Raw genomic sequence first — 13,301 nt, 5'->3', positions numbered from 1 at the left:
TGGACTGGCCTTGACCGATCAGCCTCGCGCGAGTCGCCGGAATGCGCTGAAATGACGAATCGCCAGCTGCTTGTCATCCAGTTCGGCGTAGAGGATCGCCGCGTTCTGATGAGCATCAGCCAGGTCGGGCTGCAGCCTGAGCGCTGCCTCATAGCTCACCAGCGCCGTTCTCTTCTGCCCGATCCCCTCAAGTGCTACGGCCTGGTTGTAAAGGAGCAGCGGATCGTCATCACAACTGATCAGCGCACGCGCGTAGAGATCAACTGCCTCTTGGCATCGGCCCGACTCGCAAAGCATGTATCCGAGGTTCAGGTATGCATGGGCGTGGCCAGGCGCGATATCGATCACACGCCGGTACGACGCCTCCGCACCCGCTGGGTCAGTTTCTTCCTGAGACTCGGCGATCGCGAAGAGGACATCGACGTCGACCGCAGCGGCCGCGTCTGCAGGTGCGACCACGTGCGTTAGATAGCTCACCTCGCCCGTAGACGCTGACACCTCGAAGTCCATCACCAGCTGTCCGGAGGCCGGCTCCCATTGCTGGCCGTCCAGCCGCACGGCGAGCTCATCGCCCGATGCCACGATTCGGATGCCGTCGACGGGGGCCTCCGACGGTAACACGGCCTTGAGCTTCCGCAGCGATGCCAACAGACGTCGAGTAGGCAAGCCGGCCGCGCGAAGGTCGTGGGCCGAGCGCAGCAGCACCAGGTCCTGGAAAGAGAACCGGAAGGCGCCACCCTCCCCACGGTGCGGATGTACGAATCCAAGTTCGATGAGCTTCCTGACCGCGTGCCTGCTCAGGCCGAGGGACGATCTGACGCCACTCAGGGTTTGGCTGCGAAGAGGAGCGTCTGATCCGCCTGTCACGTCACTTCTTCATGCGGGCACGAGGCGCCGGTGCGGCGGCGGGCTCAGCCGTTTTGGGGGCGCGCTTGGCGCCGCGGCGCACCGCCGCATCGCCCAACGAGGTCACGACTGCAGGTGCGGCCGCCTTGGCCTTCGACGTGCCGCGCGCCGGCGACGTTCCAGTGGAGTTGAGGCTCGCCATGAGCATCTGCGTCAGGTCGAGGATTTCTGCGCCTCCGGCGTCCTCCTGCCGCTCCACCGACACGATCTTCTCGCCGGCAATCTTGGCATCGATCGCCGCCAGAATCCGCTGCTTCTCCTCGTCCTCGAACATCGTCGGGTCGTACGTGTCTTGAGCGATCTGGTCAATGAGTTGGCGTGCAAGCTTCAGCTCGGCCGGCGACGGCTGGCTTTGCTCGATCTCCAGGTCTTTGAGCGAACGCACCTCGTCGGCATAGAGCAGCTGCTGGAGCACGATTCCGTCCTCGTGCGCCCGCACTTGCACGACGTACTGTTTGGACTTCCACGCCCAGCGTGCGAGGGCGCACCGTCCGCTCTCCAGCATCGCCGCCTTCAGGAGGTTGTAGGGCTTGCCGCCCCGTTTGTCCGGCGCCAAGAAGTAGGCCTTGTCGAAGTAGATCGGATCAACCGCCTTCTCCGGGATGAACGCGACGATGTCGATCAGGTGGCTGGCGCCCTCTTCTAGCGCCTTGAGCTCCGCCGGCTCGAAGATAACGAAGCGGTCCTTCTCGAACTCGTAGCCCTTCACCATTTCAGCGCGCGGCACGATCTGCTTTGGATTCTTCGCCGAGACGTATTGCTGCTTCACGCGGGCCCCGTCTTTGGTGAGAAGGTTGAAGCTGACCGATGCGCTGCTCTCAGTCGCGGAGAAAAGCCGGACGGGGATCGAGACCAGGCCAAAGCCGAGCGTGAGGGAGGCGATAGAACGAGCAGCCATTGGAGAACTCCTGCGCGGGTGCGGTGTGCACAAACTGCCAGTTTTTGCCCTGGCTGCCAATAGGCGCGGAACGTGATCGGCCGTGGCTGTTGCTTGGCGACCGCGTCTGCCAGCACCAGGCCAGACGCAGGATACGACTGCCGGTTAGTGGTCGAAGCCCTCGACCACGGCATTGAAGAAGCATTTCGGAGACGGGATGCATGTGCAATTCGTCCTCAGGAGGGCATCGAAGTCGTCCTTGACAGGGAATTTCATGCCGTCGTTCGCGACGCACCAGGCGCACTCGTCACCCGTTTGCGGGATCATCAGTGTCACGTGCGTGAGGCCGAGGTCGCGGCAACTTTGGATCGTCTTGTCCCGGGACCGCGTGGTAGCTGCCTGTACGAACAGCATGCCCATGATCGTGGAAACGCGCGACCCAGCCTTCACGCCTGGTGAAAGGATGCGCGCCGCATCGGCGTCCAGCGCGTCGTCCTCGGCACGGTGTGCCGCGCGACTTGCCTTCGGTGCGAGGTCTACCTCTTCGCGCTCCTTGCGCCGCCTCAGGTGCTCGGCAATCAGCTGCTTGCCTTCGGTGGTGAAGTCGGCGCTTGCGCGCACTTCCGCCTCCAAATAAGCATCGAAGCTGGGCGGCTCGGCCGCGATCGTGGGTGATGTTGCAGAGGCGCGGTTGCCGGCGGAGCGTCCGAGTAACGTCTTGAAAAAGCCCATGGCTGGTCCTTCCGAGGTTGACCAGCCGGCATGATGCCAGCGCCCCAGGTCCGCGCCCGCCCCAGCTCTAGCAGTTGCAGCTACAGCGAGGGCTTGACAGCCGCCACGACTTGCCATCACACCAGCTCCGGGAGGCTCTTGGACGGACTGCGAGGCGATCGTCCAGTAGGCAGAGGAGCGCGATCTACTTCTCAACGGTTGCGGTAGCCCGGGCCCCTTCGAGCGAGCTTGGGGGCCTGCGTCATTCGCGACCCATTTTTCACATACGGATCGCGACGTTCTCTTAGAAAGAGCCTTTCAGCTCATTTTCTGCATACGCATCGGTGCCGGCGCGCCACAGGAGGCATGTCAGGGGTTGGCTTCACGAAACGCAGCCCGCTATGGCCTGAAGCCGCGCGTCGTCTTGGTGTGGGCCTGCTCCACCGCCATATCAGTCGGATCAGGGCGCTGGCACTGCGGCAGGTACTCGTGCACGAGCTCAGTAACGAGGTCGGCCTGCAGGCGGTCCTTCGACCGCTTGAGTGGCTCTCGGTCTGGAAACTCCGCAAGAGCACGCTTGATCGCAGCGAACTCCAAGGGGTGGATGGTGTTCATCATCGCCATCTCGCCGTTCGTGGCCACCACCATCTGACTGAAGCGCGGCGCGCCGTGAATGCGGTCTCCCGTCGGTGCTTGGACCGCCCAGATGTCGTCGATATCCTCGCTCAGGCGCAACGGATGGGGGTCACCGTCCTTGGCGACGCGACGGATCACATCCACCTCGAAGCCTTGATCATTTCGCGCCGTTTCCTTTTTGTGATCCAGCCGCACGAACGATTTGTCGGCCTTCTGCAGGAGGCCCAAGAACGTTGCGTCGGCCACTTTCATCTGCGAGAAGAATGCCAGGTGCTTTCGCGCATCGAACAAGAGGTCGATATCCCGGGTGGCCATAGCCTCTGGGGAGATCCGCACACCGCTGGCACTCTCGTACGCGTACAGAGCGTGCGTGCCGACCACCATGAAATGCTCAGCAAGGCCCGCCTTCTCGAGTGCGTTCAACACACCGACCACCACGGCAGGGACGCGGCCCACGCGCAGCGCACGGTTGAGGCGTCTCTGCTCGTCCGCCGCCCTTGTGATGGAATCCAGCCGTTCAGCGATCTCCGCCTTGCGCGCCGTGAAGGTCCCGAAGATCCTGCGGGTCTCCTCGGACTCAGGCCCCAAAGATTTGTGAGCTCCCTTGGTAGAGGTGCGGATCAGGTACTTGTGCCCCTTCACCTCCCGCCACATCATCCCGCCGCGCGTCTGCTCGGCCTCTTTACGTACGCGGCGAAGCTCATTAAAAACGGCCTCAGCGTCGATGTATTGGCGCTTTTGGCTCTCGCTGTTCTCGATGGCGTGGCGCATGGTTTCACTAATCTTTGCGGTTTTGGACGTTTTCCCTGAAACCCGCGGCAGATCAACGGGTTAGACGTATTTCACCACGAATTAGAGAAACGCACCGTGATAGTGAAACGCGTTAGAAATCAACAGCTTAGAGGTATGGCAACGAAGGCGCTGCCTGCGGTCAGACCCGCACTTCCGGCCACCCTTTAAGCAATGCTCTTGATGACGACAGCCAACTGGCTGGCCAGCCAGAACTCGGGGATCAAGAGAGCGTAGCCCAGCACCTCCTGCTGCCGCTTGTTCTGGCGAGGGGCACCGTCGTTGAATCGCAGCCGCGACGCACCCCTGCGCTCGATGTCGGCGTCCAGCACCAGCACCTCATCGAGTGTCGCGCCGGAGCGGAGCGCCTCGTACCCCCTAACGAACAAGTCCTGGGCGCGCCCACTCAAACGATAGAGACACACCGGAATGCCGCCCTTGGTCAAGACCCGCACAGCTTGCACCCCGACGTCGATCTGCTCGATCGGCGCGGCCACGTTGCGGTACAGGCGCGCGTTTTCGGAATAGCCCACAAACCACAGCCTTCCGTGACGCCGCTCGAGCCCGAAACCCATGATCTCCGCTTTCCGCGCCCGCGGCAGCAGCAGATCCGTGGTCATGTAGACGTGAAGCGCCAGGAGCACCGCCGTGCCGATCCAGAACGGCAGCCCGGACAGTGACGATGCGAGCAGCCAAGCAGCTGTGAAGAAAGCGATCGCATACGGCGCCAGGGCGAGCGACTCCTTGACGAGGGACCACCGACCTGCGGCAGGGATCGGGTAGAAGCGCAGGGCGATGTTCGGCTGGTTGGAGATCATTCGTGGCAGTACAAGAAATGGTTGTCTGGGTACAGACGATCCAGGCGGGCGCGCTCGCGCGCCAGCTGTGGCCGCGGTGGGCGAACGGCGTCGATCACGAAAGTGGTGACCAGCCGGCCGGAGCTGGCGCCGCGCACATAGATGACGACCGACTGCGGGTGTGTCGAGGCGTGTTGGGCCACGTACATCGAGTCCATCTGCCCGCGGACATGCGCTGGCAGCCGTGCGATTGAAGGAAGCAGGACGGCTTGGGTGCGGTGGCCAGCGTCCGTGTTCATGTTCCGCTCAATCCATGGTGATGGATACGGCCTGTATCGGCCGACAGCTCCGTGCCCACTAGGAGGCGCTCCCACGCAGTCTTCCTGCCGTCGATGTTCGAATCGTCGCCTACCGCTGCGCGAAGGCGCATCTCGTCCAGCCCTACGTTCTGCAACAGGATGGCCTTCGACACTGCGTCGCCGTCGGCGCTTCCGAACGAGGCCAGCCGCGCTGGGTCGACGCCCATCATGCGCACGGCGCGGCGCAGGCCGGCGAGTTCCACGGTGTCGCTTGTATTCACTACGATTCGCCCTTCCAAAATTCAAGCCGCAGCGAGCTGGCAGAAGAAAATCCGCCACAACGCCGCCGGGCGTGCCGATTTTCTCAAGGAGAGAACGCAGGCGCAAATGAGCACGATGAACACGGCCTGCCAACAGCTGGTGGCTCTGGTTCACACGCCGCGTTGGAAGCTAGAGTTCGCCAACTTTGCTGCGCGGAACCCATGAAGCGTCCTGTCGACACCCTGGAACGTCGTCGCACGTTCACTGAGTGGCGCTGCCGCCCCGTACATAATGTTTCGCTCGGAGCCACGTTGACGTGATAATCGGTGGTGCACACGTGCACCATTTACTGGGCGAAGAAAATGATCAAGGCGTTACGCTACGAAATTCTGCGAGGGCTCGAGGCCAACGGCCGCAAGTGGGTACCAATGGCTGAAAAGCCCGTCCGGGTCGCCACCTTATTGAATGAAGCTGATTTCCTAGAGGACCAGGTGCTGCGACATAACCGATCCGTCTTCCTCGAAGACGCGCTTCACGATTGGCAGCACAGATTCGTCGACGGCCAGGGCCGATTTAGCTACTACACGCGGATCGCGAGCATTGCCGATGTCCTGGTCGTGTACGAGGAGGATCGCAACTACGTGCCTCCGGCGCTCTTCGACCCGCAAACAGGTCACCCTGTGACCGCGGCCGCCGGGACACCGTCCTAACGGTCACCCCACCGGGTCCGCGTCCTCGTCTTCGCCCTCCGCGCGCGGGCCTACGCGCCGGTCGCGGACAAACTTCATGTACTCCATGACGCCTTCCGCCCAGGCGTCTCCCCAAGTGTGCCGCGCATCCATGGCGGCTGAGACTTGAGCCCATACCGTGGCGTCCTCCTTGCTCTCCAGAATGACCCAGTAGAACTCGCTGGTTTCAGGCTCTTCGATGTGCAGCGAAAGCTGGCGGAGGTGGTCCATTCGGGTGCTCGTCTTTCCAAGGGGGCTGCGGGGATACGTGTTGTGGTCATTTCTAGCCAGCATGCGCGGCCGTGCGTGTAGCCCGGACCGACGGCTGCCATTCGGACACCGCTGACAGGCCGACTGGTTGGACCGCGCGTTTACTCCCTCCAGGTGGGCGCGTGTCAACAGGTGCGAAGCGGGATTTGGTGCTGGGGGTCTTCAAAGCGCCGCAGGAGTGGCAATCAGTAGACTGTCGTCAGTCGCTGCGCACCGCCCGAAAGTCGAGCAGCACCGCACAATTCGTCGACCTTTTGCGCACTAGCAGCCATGACGGGACCGGTGGACCGCGCTCTTGGCATGCGAGTATTGCGTCTACACATCCCCGCACCCTGAAAGGCCCCCCAGTGAACGACCCGTTTGCCCATCACAACCGGCAACTGCACGACGAGATCCAGGCCGGCCGCCAGGACTACGATACGGAAGCAGAAGCTAATCGAAAGATGAACGCGTTGGACGAGAGTAGGCGTGCGATCGCTGCCAACAACACCGGTGGGGCCGGGTTCGAGTGGATCTTCGCCCTCTTCCTGCTGAGAGGTGGCCGACACTTCATGGCCGGTGTGGCGCTCTCCGTCCTAGCTGCATGGGGTCTGTTCCATGTTTGGATCGTGGCTCCTGCGCCTACTGGGTTCGTCGTGAGCTCGAAGACGCTTGGCCCCAACTGGGATAACCATTTCAGGCGGTCTATGGAGTTTGCCGGCATCAAGGGCGCGCCCCTCCAGCAACTCATGGCCAATTGCACGTCTACGGCGTGCACGGTGCCCGCCTGGCCAGCCTGGAAGAAGGCAGCAACTGCAGCGGGCTTCCCTGTCGACCTCGCCTACTGCCAGGCCTGGGACCGTGTTCGAACTGCTCCTGAGACTCAGTCCGACAACAAGCGCAAGGCTCCGCCAAGCGCAGGAATCTTGTGGAAGGTCACAGAGCTCAACTTCACGAACGGCACCAAGGGCTTCGGTTGCGTCCTCTCGCAGCCCTTGTCGTACGCGGACCATTTCTGGTTCAGCCTGGCAAAGTCGCTCGTCGTCGTGCTGCTGCTAATTGCCGGCATCATCGCAACGATCGTCCATGTGCGACGTCTGCCACCTAGCCAGGCTCCGGCATGAAGATGAAGCTGAATCACACCGCTGGCAAGCCTGGTGCTGGCCGTCGATCCCGGGCTGGCGCCCGTGCACTTCGGTTCGCGATTGCGCTGCTCATCGCCAGCGCGTCCGCCACCACGTTTGCGAAGTCGAACGCCTGTAAGTTCGATGGCATCCTGCTGCAGGGCATCGCCTGGGAGGACGAGGACGGCTCCGCACGCTTTGTGGGCGTTGACGGCAAGAACCTGCCCGCGTCGGTGACGTCACGGCGACTCCACAAGCCTCCTGCCGGAATGAAGGTGAACCTCGTGGCGCAGCTTGCCGAACGTTACTTCAGCATAGACGTTGTGGAAGTTATGGTTTTTCCAGTGGGCGATGAGACGATGGTTGGCTTCGCCGTCTACCAGGTGGTCGACGGCCAGCGCCACCTGCACTCCCTGTTCCCACCCATCAAGGCGGTTTGCGTCGCCATCTAGCAGTGGCTATTCGGTCAGCTTCTCGGCCTTGAAGATCTCTACAGGCCCGATGCCGTTATACGCAACCGCGCCCGTTGCAGTGACGGTGACCGTCCATCGCGCATCCCCCTCCCTTGGCGTGATTTGGTAGTCAGATGGCTCTAGTGGGAGCAACCTCTCCTCGCGCGAATCGCGGCCGAGCCATGAGCCCACCCTCAGCACCGTGAGTTGTTGCGGGAAAAGCGCGTTCTGCGTCATCGTCGGTTCCATTTCGTGCGGGTGTCCAGGGAGGATGGCCTAGCCTACATCCTGCGCGTATTGCTTCGTGCTGCGGATGCGCAGCCCGGCGCCAGCACCAGCCTCCTGGGCGCGGTCACCCAGGGGCGCAGTCACCATGACCGCGTACGACGCATCGTCACCCAAGTTCAGGTGCAGTACAGCGTAGCCGTGGTCTGCCGCCCAAGCGCCCACCTCACGCAATCCAGTGGCCACAGATCTGCTTCCGTGCGGAGTCGCCCAACTCCAGCGCTCGGATAGGCCAAGCGATTGGGCGATTTCGCTCACCTGACCCTCCAGATCGTCATGGGCCTGCCGGCCGACTTGGATCAGCAGTCGATGGCCACTGTGCTGACCATCGTCCCCAAGGATCCCTTCCGCGAATGCAACTGAAGCGTCGGGACGCTCATGGAACGCCGCAGTGACCGCGGTCTCCAGGCGGAGGCCCTCATCCATGTCGAGGTGCGACGTGATGATCTGCATGAAGCGCTGGAGCTCGCGTGCGGCGTTGGGCCCTGATTTCGATGTCGAGGCGATCGCCCCAGCTCGGTTTCTCAGGGTGGACGCCCTTGGACCTGGCACGCGTTTAGAAGGCCCGGAGAAGAGGCCGGTGAGGAGTTTGATCATGGTGAATCGATGGTAGGTCGGCGCCATCGGTTCGCCAAACTGGACCCACAAATCGGACTACGCGGGCGTGAGCGGCCGACCATCTCCAGCTGCGACGACCTCGACCAGCGTGAAATCCAGCTCCAGCGGGCCCGCGAACTCTTCGATCACTTTTCGCTGGCTCGGCTGTATCCGGTCGCCAGGCGCCTTCACCTCGATGAACCGGAGCTCGTTGCCGCGCCAGAGGGTGAGGTCGGGCCAGCCGCGCCGGTACTCGTACGGATCCTGGCTGAACTTGGTCGCGATCCGGTGGAGCAGGTCGACGCCGGCGGCGCGGAAGAGACCTAGGAACATCCACGGCTCGAGCGTCGGGAAGAAATCGAGCATGCAGTCCGTCTTGGTGAACTTGATCCCATTCCCCCAGTCATCCACGACCGGCTTGCGCGAAGAGAGGAATGCTACGTTTCGCCGGATCGTCGCCACGTCGGCTGCCGCGAGCTGGGCAAGCAGCGTCGCCACAGGGACCTTGTGGTGGGGCTGCACGTTCTGAGCGTAGATTGCCTCAATGAACGTGCCGCGGCCGTGGTTCGGGACAGTGGCGAAGGACATCGCCTTGATCAGATTCAGAAGCAAGCCCCCTTCTGCTGCAGAGCCAACCCATCCGTCCAACCCGAAATGGTCGAGCACGGCGTCCTCGACCCGCTTGGCTTGGCCGTTTAGTGGGCTCACCCAGAGCTTCGCGGCTGCTGGCCGGAGCGGCAGCTGGACGCCACGGATCCCGAGCGTCTCCGCGCTTCGCTGGAGCGAGCTGGCTCTCACTGCGCGGAGCACCCGCTTCGAATCGGCTCCATGGGTACCGCCACAGATCAGAGCAGCTCGTACTTCGCCATCAGCTCGATCTGTCTGTGCTCCCATTGCCGGCGCCGACGGTTTGCGGACTCCTCCGGAACGATCTCCGGCTTCGCAGCCAGGGTGACGTCGAAAGATGTGATCTGTCGTGTCAGGTCGAGCAGTTCACGGAGTTCGAGCTTGGCGGTGGAGAACATGTGTTCGAGCGTTCTGGTTGGAGTTGTGGGACTGTAGACGGTGAGAAGCTCACCTCCAAATGCACCTGCGCCCACAAGACGTCACCCGATTTGATTAGGCCACTTGGCCTAAGTAGTTGCACCCAGCGCGCACGCTCAGTTCCCCGCGAGACTCGCGAACCTGGAGGGAAGAACTAATGAGAAATCGCTCTGTCCTGCTGGCACTGACGCTCGGCGCCTTGCTCGGGCTTACCGGCTGCGCCAACCTGGAAGCAGTCGGCAAGTTTGGGGCATCGGGCGCGGAAGTCAGCAAGGCGTACCGCCCGCTCGTCGACCAATACCTCGAGGACTGCAGAGAAAACGAGATCGTGCCGCGGCTTGATCGTGATGGTCCCTACGACCTCCGCGAGGAGGTGAGCACGGCGAGGGCGACCTGCGCCGGCTCAGAGCAGCAGAAGGCCGTTGCACTGCGGTTTCCGACAGTCGTTGAAGGGTACAGCAACTCGCTTGTATCGCTCGCAGGCCTGCCGAATGACTATTTTGCCGCGGACATCGATGCGATGAACGGAGTAGTCAAGGCTCTGAAGATCGGTGATCCCACAGGACCTCCACTAGTCAACGGCGTATATGCAGACGCGATCACGACTCTGACAAAGCTGGCAGCTGAAGCCTTTGTGGCAAGGAAGGTTGATTCAACAGCCCGCCGAGCGATTCAGGAGGGAAATGAGCCCTTAAAAACGTTGGTCAACGCCATGCGTTTTTTCGTAGGCCGTATCGCACAAGTAGAGGCTGAAAAAGTACGCGATGCAGATCAAAGGGCCTTCGACAAGTTGGTGAAGGCTTCCGACGCGCCCCTCATTGCGGGCAACAGCCCGGCGACCATTGCGGGGGTGCAGCGCGCGATTCCCTTCCGATTAGAGCAGCAGAGGTACTTTCCGAAACTTGAGGCTGCAGCCCAGCGCAAGGGCTTCGCAGACGCGTTCGACGCGGCAGCTCTCGAGCTGCTTCGAACCAGCGATGACCTCGCAGCGAACTACGACAAGCTGACAGCTGCCGGCCGTGCCGACACTGTGAAGCAGCTCATCGCGAAGGTACAAATCCTTCGCAAGCTGTCGAAGACATTTGAACAAGAGAGCACACCATGACCACACTCAAGGACACTCGCCCTGGCCCCGTTGTTGGCGCTAGTAAGGCGGCCACGAGAGCTGCAACTAAAACGAGTCCAAAGACGCTGGATGAAATGTTTCCCGAGGCGTCGGCGGCCGCAAGCTTGTCCAAGGCGATGCACGACGCGGCCGTAGCCCTTGATCTGCAGATCAAAGCTGATCCTGCACACAAGGATCGAGCCGCGTGGGACCTTGCGTACGCGCTGCTCAAGACAGGCTCGGCAAACCTCAAAGCACAAGCGATTGGCCTGCTGGGCGCGGAAGCGGCGCAAGCAGTCGGGCAGTTGGAAGCAGTCACCGGTGACGTACAGACGGCCATCACGGAGATAAAGGATGTTGAGAAGGTCTTCGAGGTCTGTACGGCTTTGCTGAAGGTGGTCTTATCCTTCACCGGCGGCGTCTCAGAAGAGGCCTGGAAATCCCTCATCGCGCTTTCGTCGCTAGTTCCAGCAGCCGGCGCCGGTGCAGCTGCCGCGACGCCAGGAGCAAAGGGATGAGTCGGTTCTGCTGCATAGGCCTCCATTCACATGAAGACCGACGCGCCGCCACACCGTTTCCGAGCGGCGTGGCACGCCGTTAAGGGGTGAGGCCCAAACCAGTCTTGTGCGTCGCGTGTGCGCTGAGACGATTCACAACAGCGATCGCGCGTTCAGCACGGTCTTGATCAATGTGCCGAACGGTGGGTGCTACCTCCAGGCCGAAAAGCGGGACCCCCTGTGACAGCCTGGCTCTCATAGAACCCGTGATGTCGAACCCAGGTTGCGCATCGACCTGCATCTCGATAGCCCGGCGACTCGCCTCGGCGGCCGCGAACGTCTTCAGGTTGAGGCCAACTCGCTCGCGCGCCTGGTTGCGCACGTAGAAGTAGCCACCGGCGTCTATGACCTCCAGGCCCATCCCGTTGATGGGTACCTGAGTGATCTCACCGTCCAGCTTCTTCAGCAAGTCGCGCAGCACCTGAGGCACGATCTCGTCATAGAAGCTCACAAGCCCATGGTCGGCGACGGACAGACTGACGCCACGGAGCTCCGCACGTCCGCGGCTGCGCGGCTTGCTGACGGATTCGAAGAGTTGGGCGGCGGCCGCGGCGCCGATGACACATGCAGCGTCCGTCTCGTCCTTTACGGTTCGGCGATGGACCTCCTCTTCGCCGCGGTGCGTCGTAAGCACGAAGCTGTTCTGGCCAGGGCCCACCTCCAGCACCACGCGGTCGGCAGCCTTTCCGAGGTCATAGACGTCGCTCGCCTGCTGTCCGGTGATGACGGCGACGCGGTCGTACCCCTCGCGCGCAGCCAGCACCATGACACGCTTCAACGCCAGGGCGACCCAGGACTTGGTATCGGTGATGAAAGGGGCCTTCGCAACAGTGAATCGGCCCGGATGCAGTAGCTCCGCGCGCGCTGCGTCGAGCCCTGCGGCGCGCAGGGCGTCGCGCATGTGCACAACGCCCATCACCGCGAGCATCGCAGTCAGGGACGGTTCGCTGACGTCGGCGCGCGGTACGCCGCCGGTGGTCGAGCGCTGCGCGTCGCGGAACAGGGCGTGGTTGGCGATCAGTTCGCTGTAGTGGTGCCGCAAGGCCCCCTCCTCCGAGTCGGTCATGACCGGTCCGTCGCCCTGGAAGCCGAGTCGGCGGCCCGCCTGGCCAGGATCGGACTGCACTTCCTGGACGAACAGGACGCGCCGCCCTTCGGGGTCGACACGGTCGTCGACGCGAACGTGGACCAGCACATCAGCGCGCTGCCAGTGACCGTTTCGGTGGCCTCCCGCAGGGCACCAGTCATTCTCGATCGCGCGCGCCACGGCATCTTCGTCGCTCAATGCTGCCTGGTCCTTGCTGCCGAGCAGCACCAGGTGGCGGCGCGCAGAAGCAACATCGGTGGTGCTCGCCGGCAGCTGGTGCGTGATCAAGATCTCGCGGTAGTTCGTGCCCCCTGGGACATTGAATTCGGCGAACCGGGTCTCGCCTTCGTCGTCCAGCCGCGCTCGCAGGTCATCACGCACGTCGCGCAACTTGTCGATCACTGACTCATCCAGGCGTTCTCGCAGAGCAGCGTTGACCGCGCGCGCGGCCGCGTCGTATTCACGCTCGGTCGTGCCCACCGAGATCTGCTCCCCAAGCCGGACGCCATGGCGGGCGACATGGCTGCAAAGCTCGGACTTGTGCAGACGCGCGGTGCCCGCTGCCTCCAGGTACTGCTCGAGCCCACAGCTTTCGATTTCGTCTCGCTTCACACCCAGCCTGGCGGCATTGGAACCTAGCCAGGCGGCCCACTGGCCGGCCGGCATGATCGCCAGCCGCTCAGGGGCGGAGGCGATCGCAATGGCCAGCTTGCTGTAGAAGACGGGCTTGTCGGCTGGTGCTGGAATGGCGTCGATCGGCATCGGGGTGTAAATCGGTCGTAGGGTGACCGCCGATT

General features: G+C 62.6%; 19 protein-coding genes. 6 read left to right on the top strand and 13 right to left on the bottom strand.

The features are described from left to right. Positions 1–18: 18 nt before the first annotated feature. The 7 genes from ACSFA0_RS22895 to ACSFA0_RS22865 form a co-directional block, all read right to left on the bottom strand. Positions 19–705, bottom strand: a complete 687-nt coding sequence (locus ACSFA0_RS22895) for a tetratricopeptide repeat protein (RefSeq protein ID WP_435452575.1) — start codon at positions 703–705, stop codon at positions 19–21. Positions 706–868: 163 nt separating this feature from the next. Beyond that, entirely contained in the window at positions 869–1,804 is a 936-nt protein-coding gene (gene ku, locus ACSFA0_RS22890) for a non-homologous end joining protein Ku (protein WP_435452626.1), read from the bottom strand. A 144-nt stretch (positions 1,805–1,948) separates the two neighbouring features. Then, positions 1,949–2,515, bottom strand: a complete 567-nt coding sequence (locus ACSFA0_RS22885; RefSeq protein WP_435452574.1) for a hypothetical protein — start codon at positions 2,513–2,515, stop codon at positions 1,949–1,951. Between the two features lie 378 nt (positions 2,516–2,893). Then, positions 2,894–3,901: a GSU2403 family nucleotidyltransferase fold protein gene (locus ACSFA0_RS22880; protein WP_435452573.1), complete on the bottom strand. Its 1,008-nt coding sequence runs from the start codon at positions 3,899–3,901 to the stop codon at positions 2,894–2,896. 185 nt (positions 3,902–4,086) lie between these two features. Beyond that, the gene (locus ACSFA0_RS22875; RefSeq protein ID WP_435452572.1) at positions 4,087–4,737 is read right to left on the bottom strand and encodes a hypothetical protein; all 651 of its coding nucleotides are present in this window, start codon (positions 4,735–4,737) and stop codon (positions 4,087–4,089) included. After that, entirely contained in the window at positions 4,734–5,015 is a 282-nt protein-coding gene (locus tag ACSFA0_RS22870; protein WP_435452571.1) for a hypothetical protein, read from the bottom strand. The genes ACSFA0_RS22875 and ACSFA0_RS22870 overlap by 4 nt, the downstream gene beginning before the upstream one ends. Beyond that, entirely contained in the window at positions 5,012–5,278 is a 267-nt protein-coding gene (locus tag ACSFA0_RS22865) for a hypothetical protein (protein ID WP_435452570.1), read from the bottom strand. The genes ACSFA0_RS22870 and ACSFA0_RS22865 overlap by 4 nt, the downstream gene beginning before the upstream one ends. Position 5,279: 1 nt before the next feature. Between ACSFA0_RS22865 and ACSFA0_RS22860 the strand changes: the two genes are divergently transcribed. Next, positions 5,280–5,501, top strand: a complete 222-nt coding sequence (locus tag ACSFA0_RS22860; protein WP_435452569.1) for a hypothetical protein — start codon at positions 5,280–5,282, stop codon at positions 5,499–5,501. Positions 5,502–5,638: 137 nt separating this feature from the next. Beyond that, the gene (locus ACSFA0_RS22855; protein ID WP_435452568.1) at positions 5,639–5,986 is read left to right on the top strand and encodes a hypothetical protein; all 348 of its coding nucleotides are present in this window, start codon (positions 5,639–5,641) and stop codon (positions 5,984–5,986) included. 3 nt (positions 5,987–5,989) lie between these two features. Here the strand turns inward: ACSFA0_RS22855 and ACSFA0_RS22850 are convergent, their stop codons facing one another. Next, positions 5,990–6,235: a hypothetical protein gene (locus ACSFA0_RS22850; protein ID WP_435452567.1), complete on the bottom strand. Its 246-nt coding sequence runs from the start codon at positions 6,233–6,235 to the stop codon at positions 5,990–5,992. A gap of 386 nt (positions 6,236–6,621) precedes the next feature. On the opposite strand from ACSFA0_RS22850, the gene ACSFA0_RS22845 reads away from it, so the two are divergent. Next, positions 6,622–7,377, top strand: a complete 756-nt coding sequence (locus ACSFA0_RS22845) for a hypothetical protein (protein WP_435452566.1) — start codon at positions 6,622–6,624, stop codon at positions 7,375–7,377. Next, positions 7,374–7,829, top strand: a complete 456-nt coding sequence (locus ACSFA0_RS22840; RefSeq protein ID WP_435452565.1) for a hypothetical protein — start codon at positions 7,374–7,376, stop codon at positions 7,827–7,829. The genes ACSFA0_RS22845 and ACSFA0_RS22840 overlap by 4 nt, the downstream gene beginning before the upstream one ends. A 6-nt stretch (positions 7,830–7,835) precedes the next feature. Here ACSFA0_RS22840 and ACSFA0_RS22835 read toward each other — a convergent pair whose 3' ends face one another. The 4 genes from ACSFA0_RS22835 to ACSFA0_RS22820 all read right to left on the bottom strand — a co-directional run bounded on the left by ACSFA0_RS22835 (position 7,836) and on the right by ACSFA0_RS22820 (position 9,736). After that, entirely contained in the window at positions 7,836–8,066 is a 231-nt protein-coding gene (locus ACSFA0_RS22835) for a hypothetical protein (protein WP_435452564.1), read from the bottom strand. Between the two features lie 39 nt (positions 8,067–8,105). Beyond that, positions 8,106–8,711 (bottom strand): DUF6630 family protein, encoded by a 606-nt coding sequence (locus ACSFA0_RS22830; protein ID WP_435452563.1) that lies wholly within the window; start codon positions 8,709–8,711, stop codon positions 8,106–8,108. Between the two features lie 57 nt (positions 8,712–8,768). Beyond that, positions 8,769–9,323: a VRR-NUC domain-containing protein gene (locus ACSFA0_RS22825; RefSeq protein WP_435452562.1), complete on the bottom strand. Its 555-nt coding sequence runs from the start codon at positions 9,321–9,323 to the stop codon at positions 8,769–8,771. A 233-nt stretch (positions 9,324–9,556) separates the two neighbouring features. After that, positions 9,557–9,736 carry a hypothetical protein gene (locus tag ACSFA0_RS22820; RefSeq protein WP_435452561.1) on the bottom strand — a complete coding sequence of 60 codons (180 nt, stop codon included), beginning with the start codon at positions 9,734–9,736 and terminating at the stop codon, positions 9,557–9,559. 176 nt (positions 9,737–9,912) lie between these two features. Between ACSFA0_RS22820 and ACSFA0_RS22815 the strand changes: the two genes are divergently transcribed. Beyond that, a complete protein-coding gene (locus tag ACSFA0_RS22815) occupies positions 9,913–10,860 on the top strand; it encodes a hypothetical protein (RefSeq protein WP_435452560.1) in 948 nt (315 codons plus the stop codon). Next, positions 10,857–11,378, top strand: coding sequence for a hypothetical protein (locus tag ACSFA0_RS22810; RefSeq protein WP_435452559.1), 522 nt, complete (start codon positions 10,857–10,859; stop codon positions 11,376–11,378). Before ACSFA0_RS22815 ends, ACSFA0_RS22810 begins: the two co-directional genes overlap by 4 nt. 79 nt (positions 11,379–11,457) lie before the next feature. Here ACSFA0_RS22810 and ACSFA0_RS22805 read toward each other — a convergent pair whose 3' ends face one another. Beyond that, entirely contained in the window at positions 11,458–13,266 is a 1,809-nt protein-coding gene (locus ACSFA0_RS22805) for a hypothetical protein (RefSeq protein WP_435452558.1), read from the bottom strand. Positions 13,267–13,301: the final 35 nt, after the last annotated feature.

Origin of the sequence: Variovorax restrictus, from assembly GCF_051216715.1 — a bacterium.
GTDB lineage: Bacteria > Pseudomonadota > Gammaproteobacteria > Burkholderiales > Burkholderiaceae_C > Variovorax.
The sequence above is the reverse complement of the archived record's forward strand: the minus strand, read 5'-3'. Positions and strand labels throughout refer to the sequence as shown.

Bases quoted from the DNA above. Each gene is read 5' to 3' on its own strand.
- ku (WP_435452626.1), bottom strand. From the start codon at position 1,804: ATGGCTGCTCGTTCTATCGCCTCCCTCACGCTCGGCTTTGGCCTGGTC.
- ACSFA0_RS22885 (WP_435452574.1), bottom strand. From the start codon at position 2,515: ATGGGCTTTTTCAAGACGTTACTCGGACGCTCCGCCGGCAACCGCGCC.
- ACSFA0_RS22830 (WP_435452563.1), bottom strand. From the start codon at position 8,711: ATGATCAAACTCCTCACCGGCCTCTTCTCCGGGCCTTCTAAACGCGTG.
- ACSFA0_RS22850 (WP_435452567.1), bottom strand. From the start codon at position 6,235: ATGGACCACCTCCGCCAGCTTTCGCTGCACATCGAAGAGCCTGAAACC.
- ACSFA0_RS22875 (WP_435452572.1), bottom strand. From the start codon at position 4,737: ATGATCTCCAACCAGCCGAACATCGCCCTGCGCTTCTACCCGATCCCT.
- ACSFA0_RS22835 (WP_435452564.1), bottom strand. From the start codon at position 8,066: ATGACGCAGAACGCGCTTTTCCCGCAACAACTCACGGTGCTGAGGGTG.
- ACSFA0_RS22840 (WP_435452565.1), top strand. From the start codon at position 7,374: ATGAAGATGAAGCTGAATCACACCGCTGGCAAGCCTGGTGCTGGCCGT.
- ACSFA0_RS22855 (WP_435452568.1), top strand. From the start codon at position 5,639: ATGATCAAGGCGTTACGCTACGAAATTCTGCGAGGGCTCGAGGCCAAC.
- ACSFA0_RS22805 (WP_435452558.1), bottom strand. From the start codon at position 13,266: ATGCCGATCGACGCCATTCCAGCACCAGCCGACAAGCCCGTCTTCTAC.
- ACSFA0_RS22815 (WP_435452560.1), top strand. From the start codon at position 9,913: ATGAGAAATCGCTCTGTCCTGCTGGCACTGACGCTCGGCGCCTTGCTC.
- ACSFA0_RS22810 (WP_435452559.1), top strand. From the start codon at position 10,857: ATGACCACACTCAAGGACACTCGCCCTGGCCCCGTTGTTGGCGCTAGT.
- ACSFA0_RS22870 (WP_435452571.1), bottom strand. From the start codon at position 5,015: ATGAACACGGACGCTGGCCACCGCACCCAAGCCGTCCTGCTTCCTTCA.
- ACSFA0_RS22820 (WP_435452561.1), bottom strand. From the start codon at position 9,736: ATGTTCTCCACCGCCAAGCTCGAACTCCGTGAACTGCTCGACCTGACA.
- ACSFA0_RS22880 (WP_435452573.1), bottom strand. From the start codon at position 3,901: ATGCGCCACGCCATCGAGAACAGCGAGAGCCAAAAGCGCCAATACATC.